Source organism: Polaromonas sp. P4_H1, assembly GCF_056400945.1.
Genome location: NZ_JBFUKG010000016.1, coordinates 87579 through 101466, shown reverse-complemented (window position 1 = coordinate 101466; position 13888 = coordinate 87579). Strand labels below are relative to the sequence as shown.

15 protein-coding genes and 1 pseudogene are annotated in these 13888 nt (G+C 62.2%); 14 read left to right on the top strand and 2 right to left on the bottom strand.

Annotated features, from left to right (window positions below; all coding sequences use genetic code 11):
* Positions 1 to 12 precede the first annotated feature (12 nt).
* The 3 genes from uraD to uraH are packed head-to-tail and all read left to right on the top strand — an operon-like array spanning position 13 to position 1452.
* Positions 13 to 540, top strand: a complete 528-nt coding sequence (uraD, locus tag AC1DS5_RS19510; RefSeq protein WP_477719907.1) for a 2-oxo-4-hydroxy-4-carboxy-5-ureidoimidazoline decarboxylase — start codon at positions 13 to 15, stop codon at positions 538 to 540.
* Entirely contained in the window at positions 537 to 1064 is a 528-nt protein-coding gene (locus tag AC1DS5_RS19505; protein ID WP_477719906.1) for a hydroxyisourate hydrolase, read from the top strand. Before uraD ends, AC1DS5_RS19505 begins: the two co-directional genes overlap by 4 nt.
* Positions 1065 to 1092: 28 nt before the next feature.
* Positions 1093 to 1452, top strand: coding sequence for a hydroxyisourate hydrolase (gene uraH, locus AC1DS5_RS19500; protein ID WP_477719905.1), 360 nt, complete (start codon positions 1093 to 1095; stop codon positions 1450 to 1452).
* A 50-nt stretch (positions 1453 to 1502) separates the two neighbouring features.
* Here the strand turns inward: uraH and AC1DS5_RS19495 are convergent, their stop codons facing one another.
* Complete coding sequence (locus AC1DS5_RS19495; RefSeq protein ID WP_477719949.1) at positions 1503 to 1838, bottom strand: hypothetical protein; 336 nt, start codon at positions 1836 to 1838, stop codon at positions 1503 to 1505.
* A complete protein-coding gene (locus AC1DS5_RS19490) occupies positions 1777 to 1974 on the bottom strand; it encodes a CopG family transcriptional regulator (RefSeq protein ID WP_477719904.1) in 198 nt (65 codons plus the stop codon). The genes AC1DS5_RS19495 and AC1DS5_RS19490 overlap by 62 nt, the downstream gene beginning before the upstream one ends.
* Before the next feature lie 104 nt (positions 1975 to 2078).
* Here AC1DS5_RS19490 and AC1DS5_RS19485 point away from each other — a divergent pair, with 104 nt between their 5' ends.
* From AC1DS5_RS19485 to AC1DS5_RS19435, 11 genes and pseudogenes are all read left to right on the top strand, one after another.
* Positions 2079 to 2891, top strand: coding sequence for a YoaK family protein (locus tag AC1DS5_RS19485; RefSeq protein WP_477719947.1), 813 nt, complete (start codon positions 2079 to 2081; stop codon positions 2889 to 2891).
* Between the two features lie 114 nt (positions 2892 to 3005).
* A complete protein-coding gene (locus AC1DS5_RS19480) occupies positions 3006 to 3797 on the top strand; it encodes a hypothetical protein (protein WP_477719903.1) in 792 nt (263 codons plus the stop codon).
* A gap of 278 nt (positions 3798 to 4075) precedes the next feature.
* A complete protein-coding gene (locus tag AC1DS5_RS19475; RefSeq protein ID WP_477719902.1) occupies positions 4076 to 4843 on the top strand; it encodes a fused MFS/spermidine synthase in 768 nt (255 codons plus the stop codon).
* 20 nt (positions 4844 to 4863) lie between these two features.
* Positions 4864 to 5619, top strand: coding sequence for a spermine/spermidine synthase domain-containing protein (locus tag AC1DS5_RS19470; RefSeq protein ID WP_477719901.1), 756 nt, complete (start codon positions 4864 to 4866; stop codon positions 5617 to 5619).
* Positions 5620 to 5691: 72 nt separating this feature from the next.
* Positions 5692 to 5841: pseudogene (locus AC1DS5_RS19465) on the top strand (ribbon-helix-helix protein, CopG family); the annotation flags it as partial.
* Between the two features lie 128 nt (positions 5842 to 5969).
* Positions 5970 to 7994 carry a hydrogenase 4 subunit B gene (hyfB, locus tag AC1DS5_RS19460; RefSeq protein ID WP_477719900.1) on the top strand — a complete coding sequence of 675 codons (2025 nt, stop codon included), beginning with the start codon at positions 5970 to 5972 and terminating at the stop codon, positions 7992 to 7994.
* An 84-nt stretch (positions 7995 to 8078) separates the two neighbouring features.
* Positions 8079 to 9026: a respiratory chain complex I subunit 1 family protein gene (locus AC1DS5_RS19455; RefSeq protein WP_477719899.1), complete on the top strand. Its 948-nt coding sequence runs from the start codon at positions 8079 to 8081 to the stop codon at positions 9024 to 9026.
* An 81-nt stretch (positions 9027 to 9107) separates the two neighbouring features.
* Positions 9108 to 9767, top strand: a complete 660-nt coding sequence (locus tag AC1DS5_RS19450) for a formate hydrogenlyase (RefSeq protein ID WP_011481876.1) — start codon at positions 9108 to 9110, stop codon at positions 9765 to 9767.
* Positions 9760 to 11223, top strand: a complete 1464-nt coding sequence (locus AC1DS5_RS19445) for a hydrogenase 4 subunit F (protein ID WP_477719898.1) — start codon at positions 9760 to 9762, stop codon at positions 11221 to 11223. The genes AC1DS5_RS19450 and AC1DS5_RS19445 overlap by 8 nt, the downstream gene beginning before the upstream one ends.
* Before the next feature lie 4 nt (positions 11224 to 11227).
* Positions 11228 to 12778 carry a hydrogenase large subunit gene (locus AC1DS5_RS19440; RefSeq protein ID WP_477719897.1) on the top strand — a complete coding sequence of 517 codons (1551 nt, stop codon included), beginning with the start codon at positions 11228 to 11230 and terminating at the stop codon, positions 12776 to 12778.
* Between the two features lie 11 nt (positions 12779 to 12789).
* Positions 12790 to 13335 carry an NADH-quinone oxidoreductase subunit B family protein gene (locus AC1DS5_RS19435; RefSeq protein ID WP_477719896.1) on the top strand — a complete coding sequence of 182 codons (546 nt, stop codon included), beginning with the start codon at positions 12790 to 12792 and terminating at the stop codon, positions 13333 to 13335.
* Positions 13336 to 13888 lie beyond the last annotated feature (553 nt).

Sequence of the window (13888 nt, the reverse complement as noted above, 5' to 3'; positions counted from 1 at the left end):
CAAGGAACCGCCATGACTGAAGCGACATTCGCGCTTGATCTCGACACTGTCAACACCATGGAGCAGGACGACTTCGTCGCCGCACTGGGCAGAACTTTCGAGCATTCCCCGTGGGTGACGGAAAAAGCGTGGGCCTCGCGGCCGTTTGCCAGCCTGGACGCCCTGCATGCGGCCATGATGGGTGTTGTTCGCGCTGCGCCGCGGGACGCGCAGGTCGCCTTTCTGTGCGGCCACCCCGAGCTCGCCGGCAAGGAGGCGCAGGCCGGCACCATGACCCGTGAGTCGGTGGGCGAGCAGGCCAGCGCCGGGCTGAACGCGCTAAGCCAGGGTGAGATGGGCGAGTTGCGCGAGCTCAACGCCCGTTACCGTGAGCGCCACGGCTTTCCGTTCATCGTCGCCGTGCGTCGCCACAGCAAGACCGAGATCTTCAGCCTGTTTCGAAGCCGCCTTGTACGGGAGAGCGAGCTCGAACTCAACGAAGCGCTGGCGCAAATCGCCTGCATCACGCGGCTACGGGTGGAAGCCAGGATGGCGGCATGAAAGACGAAACGATATCGCCACCGGCCGACCCGATGCCGCGGCGCGGCGTACTGCGCGCCGGGTTGCTGATAGGGGGCGCGGCGCTGGCACCGGGGTTCGCGGCGGCCGCAGACGCGCCTGCCGCGGTTCCCGCCGGCCTGACTGTCGCGCCGAGTTCGCAGGCCGGCGTGTCGCCGCGGCTGACGGTCCACGCGATCGACACCTTCCACGGCGCGACCGGCGCCGGGCTGAGGCTGGATCTCTCCCGCTTCGACGGTGACCGCTGGCAGTTGCTGAAGACTGTGCGGGCCAACGCCGGCGGTCGCCCCGCCGAACCGCTGCTGATCGGCGACGCCTACCGTAGCGGCCGCTACGAGGTGTTGCTGCATCTCGACGAGTACTTCGCACAGATGGGCGCCCAGCTGCCGCAGCCTTCGTTCCTCATGAAGGTGCCGTTGCGCTTTGCGATCCACGACGCTTCCCGGCGCGTGCACCTGGCGGCGCTGTTCTCGCCCTGGGGCTATTCGTACTACCGCGGTAGCTGAAACAACACAGGACTCAGGAGCAACCACGATGGCAGGCATTTCTACCCATGTGCTCGACAACTTCACAGGCCGCCCGGGTGCCGGCATGCGGATCGACTTCTCGGTGCGCGGGCAAGACGGCAGCTGGAAGCTGGTCAAGACCATGACGACCAACGCCGACGGCCGCACCGATCAGCCAGTGCTCGTGCCGGAGGCTGCGGCGGTCGGCGAATACGAGCTGAGTTTTCACCTCGGCGACTTTTACGAGCGCCAGGGGGCGCGCCTGGCCGACCCCGTGTTCGTCGACAGGGTCGTGCCGCTGCGTTTCGCCATCTTCGATGTGAAGCAGCACTACCATGTGCCGATGCTGTGCACCCCCTGGAGCTGTTCGACCTATCGCGGCAGCTGACAGCCTGGGCGCTCCGAGCACTGTGAGCACTGTGAGCAAGTCTCTCACCCTCAGGAGCAATCCTTTTTAACCCCCTGCGTCCCAGGCCCCTGGTTTTTTACAGCGATTCGATCTTTTCCAGAAAACCTGAGCGCGCCATCACGGTTTTTGGCTGTGCATTGAGCCCGGCGACCACCAGCGGCCGCCGCGCAGCAAATGGCCTTGTGTAACTGCTCCAGCATATTCAGCCGGATTACCAGCCCTTGCGCGGCGCTTTCCGCGACCGTCAGAATCGGATCAATCTTGGCCGCAGCGCAGTGCAAGCCCTCTCTCGTTCCCCGATCCTCAAGATGTGCGCCCTCTTCTGGACGATTTTGAAGTCCCGGATGGCGTGAATTCGACGCCATGCTCGATCAGGTACTCGCGGATGAGCCTTCGTACGACTTGGGAGGGGGTGACGTCCTGTTTTGCACACAAGCCCTCGAACGCCAGTTTCTTTGCCGGATCAATCAGGACCGTCAGTCGCGCCGTCTTTAGCTCCATTGAGGCTCCTATATTCATGCTCATGCGCCCGCATTCACCTAATCGGGTGACATGATAATGAAATTATAATTGCAATTGAATTGAATGCACACTATATTCAATTTATGCGCAACGAGGTCGATGGGCTGGCAAAGCTCGTTTTTTTTACACCGGCAAACTTTCTCCACGGCCTGACCCATCGCGTCAGAACGCGACGGAGCAATCGCCAATTGGGCGGAATGCTTGCGTGTATTGCTGGCGCTATCAATGCTGGGGGGTTTCTTGCGGTGCAGCGCTATACCTCTCACATGACCGGAATTCTGTCTGCCATCGCGGATGACCTGGTCTGGGGTCACACTGTTTTGGTTTTCGCAGGAATTGCGTCGCTTGCCTCATTTCTTTGTGGCGCCGCAACAACCGCAGTACTGATTAATTGGGCGCGGCGGCGGCAGATGCATGGCGAGTTCGCACTGTCGCTCATGCTCGAAGCGGTCCTGCTTCTGATCTTTGGCTTGCTGGGGGCCAACCTTCAGCTTTTCAGTGAACTGTTTGTGCCGTCCACCGTGCTACTGTTGTGCTTCATCATGGGACTGCAGAATGCGATCGTCACCAAAATATCCAAGGCCGAGATCAGAACTACACACATGACGGGGGTGATCACGGATCTCGGCATTGAGCTGGGACGACTGATCTACTGGAACCGCACGCGGGAAACCAATATCGAGCACTTCGTGAAGGCCGATCGCGACAAGCTGGTTATCCACGCGGCCATTCTCGGGTTGTTTTTTGTTGGGGGCGTGATCGGCGCTGTGGCGTTCAAGGCTTTGGGCTTTGCGGCAACAGTGCCCGTGGCCACCCTGCTCATGGTATTGGCCGCACCTCCGCTCCTGAAAGATTTCTGGTCACTCGGCAAGAAAATCCAAAGGGAAATGCCATGAGCCGCCGGGCCGTTCCCAAGGCGAATACCGCAGCGCGCAGCGCGGAGGTTACCCAATGAGCCGCCGGGCCGTTCCCAAGGCGAATACTGCAGCGCGTAGCGCGGAGGTTGCCCAATGAGCGCTGGGCAATCGAACAAGCCGACGGATCCCGTGAACCGGCACATCAAGCTGCTGCGGTACACGCCGCGATCGGGAGGCTTCAGCCGTGTATTCGGTGCGGTTTGGAAACGCCGCGATGAAGTTCACTGGGCGTCGCCGATTGTGCGAAGAATCGATGACGTGTTTGATCCGCAACCTTTCGTTGCCCGTTTCCCAGACGCTGCTTATGAATTTGACCACTTCGTCGCAGCTGTCGCATGGCTGGAATCGGTTTGCTACGCGGCGCGAGAACCATTTGAAGTTGCTCGTGCCTGCGAGACAGAAACTGATCTGGGGCTGAGCTGTATTCGGTATAAAGGCCCGGATCGCGGAGAAGATCTCGCCAGCCTGCTCGGAGGAGAGGGGGCCCAGGCGCAGTTGCTGGACGTCGAGTTGCTCAGGACTGCTGTCAGCCTGACGCTGGAGCACCTTGTCAAAGAGCATGCAGTGCTCAAGGGCCTTCCGCTGGAACTGATCTCCCAAGGCACCGATGAATGCGCGCGCCTTCACCTGCCTGGTGATCAAATCGTACGCATCTACTTTGATCGCGACACCCCGCCGGGTGATGTGTTGCCGAAATTGCTGGTTGAGAGCGATCGATTGGACCGCGAGGCTCCCACATCGGAAGTATCGTTCCTGGTCTTTGCCCAACTCAAGACGGCACTGCCCATCACGCCGACCACCAGAGTACTCGCGACTGGCATGAGGCTGCCACACATAGCAAACGGCCTGGTTCGGCTGGTTTGGTCTACACCGCTGTCGCCATGAAACGGCCCCGCAAGCCTCGGGGAGAAATGCAGCTGGGTAATCCCGGGTGCACCTCGCCTCAAAACGAAGCCTTGAACTTTTCCTGCAGGAGCCGTGCAGCTGATCGGCTGCGCCGCGCCTGAATGGAGGTGCACGGTCCATTCATATCCGGACTCCGTCCACCGCCATGTGCATGACCACCAGCACGACCGCCTTGGTCGTCACGGAAATTCAAGGTGACAAGTTCAGTCAACTGTTTTGCGAAACGACGCTGTTCCGCCCATTCATTCGAGCCACCCATGCCAGACCATCCTGAGTACCACCAGCATCTGCGGCCATTCGTCGACGAAACGCTGACCTCGAAGACTTTGTACTTCTCGGACTGCGACATTCAAAGCAGGATGCAGATCGGCCGGCCAGACCTGCTGTTGCTGGAGTACACGCGACTCATGATGGGGTTTTTGCTGCTGGTTCCCCGTCCCGGCAGTATCGCGATGGTGGGTCTTGGTGGTGGCTCGCTAGCGAAGTTTTGCTACCGGTACCTGCCCAAATCGCGAATTGAGGTGATTGAAATCAACCCCCATGTCATCGCCCTGCGCGATAAATTTGAGGTTCCCAAAGACGACCATCGCTTCCATGTTCATGAGGCGGATGCGGCCGACTTTGTCCGTACAGCCCAGTGCCGATACGACGTGATTCTGGTCGACGGATTCGACAGTGATGGGCTGCCAGCGTGCCTTGCCTCTCGCACCTTCTACGACAACTGCTTTGACCTGCTTGAACCCCATGGTGTTCTGGTGGCGAATTTTCATTCTCACCACCAAGACTCCGCAGTCTGCATGGATCGCCTGAAAAGAAGTTTTGAGGAACGTATGCTGACCGTCATCCATGACCACGAGCGCAGCAATACCATAGCCTTTGCATGCAGGGGCGCGCTCACAGGCACGCTATTGCACAGCCCGTTGCATTGCCCGCCGCATCTGCCCCCTGAGGCGTGGGCCCAGCTGGTGCCCGACCTGGCGAGGGTCAAGGACGCATCAGGATGGCAACCTCGAGAAACCCTGTAACAGCCGGTTCAGCAGAAAAGATGCCCAATACCTTCGAAGCCCTGCAGCATGCGGAGCCCTTCGTGATCGAGACACCGGGTACCCGGTCACTGCATTTCACCCGCCTGGAGATGCAAAGCCGGATGTTTCTCGACCAGCCGGACTGGCTGAGCCTGGAATACACGCGCTTGATGATGGGATTCCTGCTGTTCATGAGCCAGCCCGAGCATATCGCCATCATCGGGTTGGGCGGCGGCTCGCTGGCCAAGTTCTGCCACCGGTACCTGACGGAATCGCGAATCACCGCGGTTGAGGTCAATCCGCACGTCCTCTCGCTTCGCGACAAGTTCCATGTTCCACCGGATGGCGAGCGCTTCTCCGTGGTTTTGGGCGACGGGGCGGACTTCGTCAGGACAGCGGAGGACTTGCTCGATACCTTGCTTGTAGACGGCTTTGCGGCAGAGGGGATTCCGCATCAGCTGTCATCGCAGAGCTTCTACGATGACTGCTTTGCAGCATTGCGCCGCGGCGGGATCGCGGTTTTTAATCTGGACGGAGATGACAGCGATTCTGGGCAATACATCGAAAGGATCGCCCGAAGCTTTGACGCTCCCATCTTGCGAGTCAGCGCCGCTACTTGTACGAATGTCGTGGCGTTCGTGTGCAAAGGCGATCTGATGCTCAATCATTCCGTATGCACGGAAGCATTGCCGCAAGAATTCAAGTCCGATGTGCGCGCGCATCTTCTTCCGGCATTCAATCGCATTCGTCTGGCGCTGAAAGACCTGCGACGTTAGGCGTTTGTTGATCACATGGCATTCATGTACGATGTGACGCATGTAACCATCGCATTGTCATGCCGAGGATGTATGGAGCTCAAGACCGCGCGGCTAACGCTGCTCATTGATCCGAACAAGAAGGCGGCACTGGAGCGCCTTTGCGCGCAACAGGATCTGACGGTATCGCAGGTGGTGCGACAACTTATCCGCGGCTACCTCGCGCAGCATGGTGTCCAGTACACGCCGGGCAGGTTACCTGTGAACGACTCCGAGCCGGTTGATCATGTTGCCCCGGCCCTGGCAACGCCAGCCTTGACAAGCGGTAAACCACCTCCTGTGAAGCGACGTGTAGCGCGCCGGCCTGGTTCATGAGCAGCCTGCTCCCCGTCGCGCATTGGCTCATCCTCGACTGGATGCTCGTGGTCATGCTGGGCTGGCTGATCGTGGGGGCCGCAGGGGTCATGGCCCTGCATCGTCTCGTCCTGGTGTCCCGCGTGCTTTTCCCGGTCGGCGGCCTGCTCGGGCTGGCGCTTTTCGGCCTGGCTTTCGGTGCGGTGCTTGGCACGCCTGAAGTCGCCGTGCTGCCCATCGGTCTGCCGGCATTGCCATTCCATCTGCGACTGGACAATCTTTCCGCGTACTTCCTGATGGTGATCGGCGCAACATCGGCTGGCATCTCAACGTTCGCGGCAGGCTACTTCCGCAAGGGCGAAGGCACGTTGCCGGGCCTGTTGTGCCTGGAGTACCACGTGTTTCTGGTCACCATGGCGGGAGTCGTGCTGGCCGACGACGCCTACTCGTTCATGGTGATGTGGGAGACGATGGCGCTGGCGTCGTTTTTCCTGGTGACCGCGAACCACCGCATCCCGGAGGTGCGCAGCGCCGGCTACCTCTACATCACGATGGCGCGCATCGGCGCGATCGCCATCCTGCTGTGCTTCGGCGTGCTGCAGGCCAACACCGGCGACTACACCTTCGCCAACATGCGGGCGCAGGCCCCGACACCCTTATGGGCTTCGGTCGGTTTCTTGCTCGCCGTATTTGGCTTCGGCGCCAAGGCCGGCATCCTGCCCCTGCATGTATGGCTGCCGGAGGCCCATCCGGCTGCACCCTCGCCGGTGTCGGCCCTGATGAGCGGTGTCATGCTCAATACGGCCATTTACGGTCTGATGCGCGTGTCTTTCGACTTGCTGCACATGCGCATGTGGTGGTGGGGCGGGCTGCTTCTGGCCGTTGGCCTGGCCACGGCCCTGTTCGGCGTGGTCTTCGCGGCGGTGCAGACCGACATGAAGCGGTTGCTGGCCTATTCGTCGATCGAGAACATGGGCCTGCTGTTCGTCGGCATCGGCCTGACGCTGATCTTTTCGGCCTACGACATGAATCCGATGGCCGCACTGGCCCTGACGGCGACGCTCTACCACGTCGCCAGCCATGCCTGCTTCAAGAGCCTGCTCTTCCTCGGCACCGGCAGCGTCCTGCACGCCACGTCCGAGCGAAACCTCGGCAAGCTGGGCGGGCTGATCCGCACCATGCCCTGGGTCGGCTGGCTGACACTGATCGGCGTGCTGGCCAGCGCCGGCCTGCCGCCGCTCGGCGGGTTCGTATCGGAGTGGTTGCTGCTGCAGAGCTTTCTGTTCACGCCGAGCCTGCCGTTGCCGCTGCTGACCATGCTGATCCCGGTGGTCGCCGCGCTGATCGCTCTGGTGGCCGCACTGGCCGGCTACACAATGGTCAAGTTCTTTGGTGTGATCTTCCTCGGCCAGCCGCGCGAGGGCAAGCTCGCCGGTGCCCACGACGCCGGACGTTGGGAGATCGCGGGCATGGTGTGGCTGGCGCTCGGCTGCATCGCGCTCGGCCTGCTGCCGACCCAGTTCATTCAACTGATCGACCCAGTGACGCAGCAGCTCGTCGCGTCGGGTCTCGGGGCCAAGGTGGCGGCCGGCGGCTGGCTGTTGGCGCCGAACAGTCTCGAGCAGGCGAGCTACGGGCCGGTGATTTTCCTGCTCGGCATCCTGGGCAGCTTCGCACTGGCTTACCTGCTGGTGCGCTGGTTCTATCACGGTCGCGTGCGTCACGGACTGCCTTGGGCCTGCGGTTTTCCATGGGGCAACGCCCGCATGCAGGATACGGCGGAAGGCTTCGGCCAGCCGATTCGCCAGATTTTCGAGCCCTTTTTCCTGATGCAGCGCGAGCTGCCGTCGCCCTTCGACGAACAGCCGCGGTATCGCGTCAAGGTCGAGGATCACTTCTGGCGCTGGCTCTATGTACCGATTGCCCATCTGGCCAAGTACCTGGCGCGACTGATCGGCCTGATGCAGCAGGGGCGCATCGCGGTGTACCTGCTGTACAGTTTCCTGACCCTGATCGCCACGTTGCTGGCAGTGATGCGATGAGGTCATCATGAGCACAGTGCCGGGCCGGTTCCATGCAGTGCTGCGCCCCCCGGGAGCCGGGCGCGCAGTGACCTGGGGGCAGACATGACCTTCTCCGGCTTTCTGTCGCAGTTGCTCGAGATCATCCTCGCGATCTCGATGGCGCCGTTGCTGACTGGCTGGGTCAATCAGTGGCATGCCTGGCTGCAGAACAAATCCGCGCCCAGCCTCTGGCAACCGTACCGGATGCTGCACAAGCTGTTCAACAAGGAATCGATGGTGGCCGACAACGCATCGCGCCTGTTTCGCATCGCGCCTTACGTGGTGTTTGGCTGTATGGTGCTGGCATGCTCGATCATCCCCACCGTCTCCACAGACCTGCCACTGGCGACGGCGGCCGATGCGATCGCGCTGGTCGGCCTGTTTGCGCTGGCGCGCGTGTTCATCTCGCTGGCTGCAATGGACATCGGCACTGCCTTCGGCACCATGGGTGCGCGGCGCGAGATGCTGATCGGCTTCCTGGCCGAGCCGGCGCTGTTGATGGTGCTGTTCTCTGCATCGCTCATCTCAAAATCGACCTCGCTCACCACCATCGTCGAGACGCTCGCCCATCGCGAACTGGCGATCTACCCTGGCCTGGCCTTTGCCGGTGTTGCATTCACAATGGTGTCGCTGGCGGAGAACGCGCGCGTGCCGGTCGACAACCCCGCCACGCACCTGGAACTGACGATGATCCACGAGGCGCTCATCCTGGAATACTCGGGCCGCCACCTGGCGTTGATCGAGTGGGCGGCCAGCCTGAAGCTGTTCGCCTATTCCTGCATCGGTTTGGCCTTGTTTTTCCCCTGGGGTGTGGCCGAGGCTCGGGCCCCGCTGGCCATGCTGCTGGCGCTGCCCGTACTGGTGTTCAAGCTCGCGATCGGCGGCTTCCTGCTTGCCGTGCTGGAGGCGTTTTCCGCCAAGATGCGCATCTTCCGCGTACCCGAGTTCCTGGCCACCGCCTTCCTGCTGGCGGTGATCGGGATGCTGGTGCAACTGCTACTGGGGCAATGATGCGATGCCTCCAGGGTCAATTCGATCGCCGCCCCCCAGGGGGCAACCCAGTGCCCTTGATGCGGCCGGACGGGTACTGAGATGAGCGCCTTGCTGACCCAGTTCGTCAATCTGCTCGGCGCGGTGCTGCTGATGCTCGCGTTTGCGATGATCGCGCAGCGGCGCATCCTGTCGCTGATTCACCTGTTCACGATGCAGGGCGCGACGCTGGTGCTGGCGACCGGCGTGGTCGGCTACGTGACGAACCAGCCGCACCTGTACATCTCGGCCGGCGTGACTTTCGTGCTCAAGGTGCTGTTGATCCCGTACCTGCTGCACCGGGTCATCGACCGCCTCAATATTCGCTGGGACGTCGAGACGCTGATCAACATACCGACGACCATGCTGATCGGCATCGTGGTCGTGATCTTTGCATTCGACCTCGCGATGCCGATCGCGCGGCTGTCGTCGGCGCTGGCCAGCGGCACGCTGGGCATCGCACTGGCCTGCGTACTGCTGTCCTTCCTGATGATGATCACGCGCGCGAAGGCGGTGCCGCAGGTGATCGGCTTCCTGGCGATGGAAAACGGCCTGTTCTTTGCCGCCACTTCAGCCACCTACGGCATGCCTATGGTGGTGGAGCTCGGCATTGCGCTGGATGTGCTGATCGGCGTGCTGATCCTGGGTGTGTTCATGTTTCAGATCCGCGAGCAGTTCGACAGTCTGGACATCAGCCATCTCGAAAAACTCAAGGATGACTGAGTTGCTTGCCCTGGCCTTCCTCCTCGCAACCCCGCTTGTCGGCGGGCTCGCGCTGGCGCTGGTCGGCCACCACGACAACGCACGCGACGTCAATGTAGCCTTCAGCCTGGGTACCTTCATCGCCGCTTGCGTGCTCACGATACAGATCATCGACGGCGGGCCACTGCTGGTGTGGGGCAATGAGTTCTACATCGATGCGCTCAACGTGTTTCTCGTCTCGCTGACCGCGTTCGTCGGCTTCACCACCTCGATCTTCTCGCGGCCCTACATGCGCATCGAGCGCGACCACGGCAAGATGACCCCGCCGCGCCTGCGCCTTTATCACAGCATGTACCAGCTGTTCAGCTTCACGATGCTGCTGGCACTGACGACCAACAACATGGGAATTCTCTGGGTCGCGATGGAGGCCGCGACACTGACCACCGTTCTGCTGGTCAGCGTCTACCGCACCGCGGCCAGCCTGGAGGCCGCGTGGAAATACTTCATCCTGTGTGGCGTGGGTATCGCCCAGGCGCTGTTCGGCACGGTGCTGCTCTATATGGCGGCCGAGAAGGTTATCAGCGCCGAGGCCGGTGCCTTGCTCTGGACCAACCTCGATGCGGTGAAGAGTCAGCTCGACCCGAACATCATCACGCTGGCGTTCGCGTTCCTCTTCATCGGCTACGGCACCAAGGTCGGCCTGGTGCCGCTGCACAACTGGTTGCCGGACGCCCATGCCGAGGGACCTACGCCTGTGTCTGCCGTGTTGTCGGGCCTGCTGCTGAACGTGGCGCTCTATGCAATCTTGCGTTGCAAGGTGCTGACGGACGGCGCGCTGCACAGTCATCTGGCCGGCCGGCTGATGATGGGCTTCGGCCTGCTGTCGGTGGTGGCTGCGGTGTTCCTCATGATCCGGCAGAAGGACGTCAAGCGCATGTTCGCCTACTCGTCCATCGAGCACATGGGAATGATGACTTTCGCGTTCGGCATGGGCGGCCCGATCGCCAATTTCGCCGGGCTGCTGCACATGACGGTGCATTCGCTGATCAAATCCGCGATCTTTTTTGCCGTCGGCCACGCCACGCAGAAGGCTGGTACACAGGTCATGGAAAACATCCGCGGGCTGATCAAGGTCAGCCCGACGGTCGCCTGGGGCCTGATGCTCGGATCGCTGGCCATCCTGGGCATGCCGCCATTCGGGGTCTTCGCCAGCGAGTTCCTGATCGTCACGACCGCGATGCGCGAGCAGCCCTGGGCGACGCCGTTCCTGTTGATCGCTTTGGGCCTGGCATTTGCATCAGTCTTCAGCCGAATCCAGCCAATGGTGTTCGGCGAGACCAACGTCAAGCCTCTGGCGCATCCGCCAGCGCTGATCCCGGTGTTTGTTCACCTGGCGCTTGGGCTGATGCTGGGCCTGTACATCCCGCCCTATCTCAACGCCTGGTACCGGCAGGCGGCTGCCATGCTGGGAGGCTGATCATATGGCGCTGTCGAACCTCGGACTCGACCTGCGACGCCTGCCGGCACCTCTGCCGATGTGGCACGGGCAGGTCGGTCGTGACGCCTGGAGCGCCGTGGCACGCACTATCGCGGACACCGGCGGGCGACTGGTTTCGGTTTGGGGCGTGGACCGCCGGGCCGGCGGCGGCGCCATGGCGGCCTGTGCGGCCTATGCCGTATTCGAGGGGTTGGTCTGGCTCGAACTGCCGCTCGACGACGCGACACAGGGCTTTCCGGATCTGTCCTCCGCGTTCCCGTGCGCCGCCCGGATGCAGCGCGCCATGGCCGACCTGTCGGGCCTGCATGCCGACGGCAGTCGCGACGACCGCCCGTGGCTGGACCATGGCATGTGGTCGCCCGGAGGGCCCCCGCTGCAACACGATGCAGAACCGAAGGCTGCGAGCGCCGGCACGTTACCCGACGATTACCCCTTCGTGTGCGTTGAAGGCGACGGGGTGCATGAGATCGCCGTCGGCCCGGTACATGCGGGCATCATCGAGCCTGGCCACTTCCGTTTCTCGGTGGTCGGCGAGAAGGTACTTCGGCTGGAAGAGCACTTGGGCTACACGCACAAGGGCATCGAGCGCCGCTTCACCGAACTGGCGCCGATCGAAGGCCACCGGCTCGCTGGCCGCGTGTCGGGCGACTCGACGGTGGCCTACGCCTGGGCCTACTGCATGGCGCTCGAATCGGCCTGGGGCAGCGAGATACCGGCAAGGGCGACCTGGCTGCGTGCGCTGATGCTGGAGCGCGAGCGCGTGGCCAACCACCTGGGTGACCTCGGCGCCCTGGGTAACGACGCGGCGCTGGCCTTCGGTTTGGCACAGTTTTCGCGCCTGCGTGAGGACTGGCAGCGCTTGTCCAAAGAGGCCTTCGGCCACCGCTTCATGATGGACGCGGTGATACCTGGAGGCGTCGCGGTCGACCTTGTGCCGCCGATGCTGGATCGCCTGCGCAAGCAGTGCGACGACATCGAACGGGACGTGCGCGCGCTGAAGGTCGTGTACGACGAACATGCGGGCCTGCAAGACCGCTTGCTCACCACCGGGCGGGTGACGCCTCAACTCGCCGCCCAACTTGGCCTCACGGGTCTGGCAGGGCGTGCCAGCGGTCAGACGGCCGACCTGCGCTGCGACCACGAATGGGCTCCCTACGACCGGTTCGAGGTCGCGATGGCCACGCACCGTAACGGCGATGTCGCCGCGCGCGTGACGGTGCGCTTCGAAGAGACGTTCGAGTCGCTGAGACTCATCCGCGCCATTTGCGCCGGCTTGCCGGGCGATCCTGCGCATGTCGACCTGCGGCCACCGGCTATGCCATCCCTGGGTGCGGGCTGGGTGGAGGGCTGGCGCGGCGAGGTTCTCGTCGCGCTCGAGTTGGGGGGTGATGGCCGGATCGTGCGCTGCCACTGTCACGACCCGTCGTGGCAGAACTGGCCGGTGCTCGAGCATGCCATCATCGGCAACATCGTTCCGGACTTTCCGCTGATTAACAAGTCCTTCAATCTCAGCTATTCGGGGCACGACCTCTAGAGATCCCTGACATGTGGCACATCCTCAAACAAATCACTCGCACCGGCATCATCACCGAACCGGCTCCGGGCATTGACGACGCCCAACGCGCCGCGATCGAGCGCATCCACCGCGATATTCTGCTTATCCTCGGTCAGGCGCTGACCATCCGCGAGGTCGATGCCGGCTCGTGCAATGGTTGCGAGCTGGAAATCCACGCGCTCAACAACCCTTACTACAACATCGAAGGACTGGGCATCAAGTTCGTCGCCAGCCCACGCCACGCCGACATGCTGCTGGTGACCGGCCCGGTATCGCGCCACATGGACGAGGCGCTGCGGCGCACCTATGACGCGACGCCAGAGCCGAAACTCGTGGTCGCGGTGGGGGACTGCGGCTGCACGGGTGGTATTTTCGGCGAGAGCTACGCGAGTTGTGGCCGCGTCGCGAACGTGATTCCTGTTGATGTCGCCGTGCCTGGCTGCCCACCGCCGCCCATCGAGATTCTGCGGGGGATCCTGACCGCGGTGCGGCAGCGCCGACCCGGTCCGGCGGGAGCTAGCCAGGCAGGCCGCTGACGGGTTCCTGTCGTGATCAATGAAAAAGCCGCGTTGACGCCAGCGTGAAATGCGGTTGGAAAGCGCAGACGCCATCAAAAAACCGAACACTGATCCGCATCGCGCGATGCAAGCGCCATCGTCGCCACGGGTCAAGTCGGGTTTTAAAAAAATGGTCGGAAGTTGACCCTTTGGCGCGCACAGACGCCCACGTCGGCACGGGCGGTGAAGATCAGCAGCTTGACCAGGCCGCAGCGCCCAGGCTGCCGTGCACCATGAAAAATGAAGGCGTCGGCGGGCCGGCCCGTGGGGACCGCCGAGCCGCCCAGCGCGGAGATCATGCGCCCGCAAGGATGGCCATCCAGCTCCCGGCTTCGGGCTTGAGTCCCGAGACCATGGCAAACGCCATGGTCAGAACAACGGGAAAACAACGGGAAGACAGGACAAAAAAGATAGTCTATTCCGTGACATATGCCGGTAGTCAGAAATGTAAATTATTGTTACATTGTTGATGTAGCCTGGATTGAGGCTGTGCGAATCAGGGGCTCTTCGTGACGCCTGTTTGTTGTTTCCG

Bases quoted from the DNA above. Each gene is read 5' to 3' on its own strand.
- uraD (WP_477719907.1), top strand. From the start codon at position 13: ATGACTGAAGCGACATTCGCGCTTGATCTCGACACTGTCAACACCATG.
- AC1DS5_RS19505 (WP_477719906.1), top strand. From the start codon at position 537: ATGAAAGACGAAACGATATCGCCACCGGCCGACCCGATGCCGCGGCGC.
- uraH (WP_477719905.1), top strand. From the start codon at position 1,093: ATGGCAGGCATTTCTACCCATGTGCTCGACAACTTCACAGGCCGCCCG.
- AC1DS5_RS19495 (WP_477719949.1), bottom strand. From the start codon at position 1,838: ATGGCGTCGAATTCACGCCATCCGGGACTTCAAAATCGTCCAGAAGAG.
- AC1DS5_RS19490 (WP_477719904.1), bottom strand. From the start codon at position 1,974: ATGGAGCTAAAGACGGCGCGACTGACGGTCCTGATTGATCCGGCAAAG.
- AC1DS5_RS19485 (WP_477719947.1), top strand. From the start codon at position 2,079: ATGCGCAACGAGGTCGATGGGCTGGCAAAGCTCGTTTTTTTTACACCG.
- AC1DS5_RS19480 (WP_477719903.1), top strand. From the start codon at position 3,006: ATGAGCGCTGGGCAATCGAACAAGCCGACGGATCCCGTGAACCGGCAC.
- AC1DS5_RS19475 (WP_477719902.1), top strand. From the start codon at position 4,076: ATGCCAGACCATCCTGAGTACCACCAGCATCTGCGGCCATTCGTCGAC.
- AC1DS5_RS19470 (WP_477719901.1), top strand. From the start codon at position 4,864: ATGCCCAATACCTTCGAAGCCCTGCAGCATGCGGAGCCCTTCGTGATC.
- hyfB (WP_477719900.1), top strand. From the start codon at position 5,970: ATGAGCAGCCTGCTCCCCGTCGCGCATTGGCTCATCCTCGACTGGATG.
- AC1DS5_RS19455 (WP_477719899.1), top strand. From the start codon at position 8,079: ATGACCTTCTCCGGCTTTCTGTCGCAGTTGCTCGAGATCATCCTCGCG.
- AC1DS5_RS19450 (WP_011481876.1), top strand. From the start codon at position 9,108: ATGAGCGCCTTGCTGACCCAGTTCGTCAATCTGCTCGGCGCGGTGCTG.
- AC1DS5_RS19445 (WP_477719898.1), top strand. From the start codon at position 9,760: ATGACTGAGTTGCTTGCCCTGGCCTTCCTCCTCGCAACCCCGCTTGTC.
- AC1DS5_RS19440 (WP_477719897.1), top strand. From the start codon at position 11,228: ATGGCGCTGTCGAACCTCGGACTCGACCTGCGACGCCTGCCGGCACCT.
- AC1DS5_RS19435 (WP_477719896.1), top strand. From the start codon at position 12,790: ATGTGGCACATCCTCAAACAAATCACTCGCACCGGCATCATCACCGAA.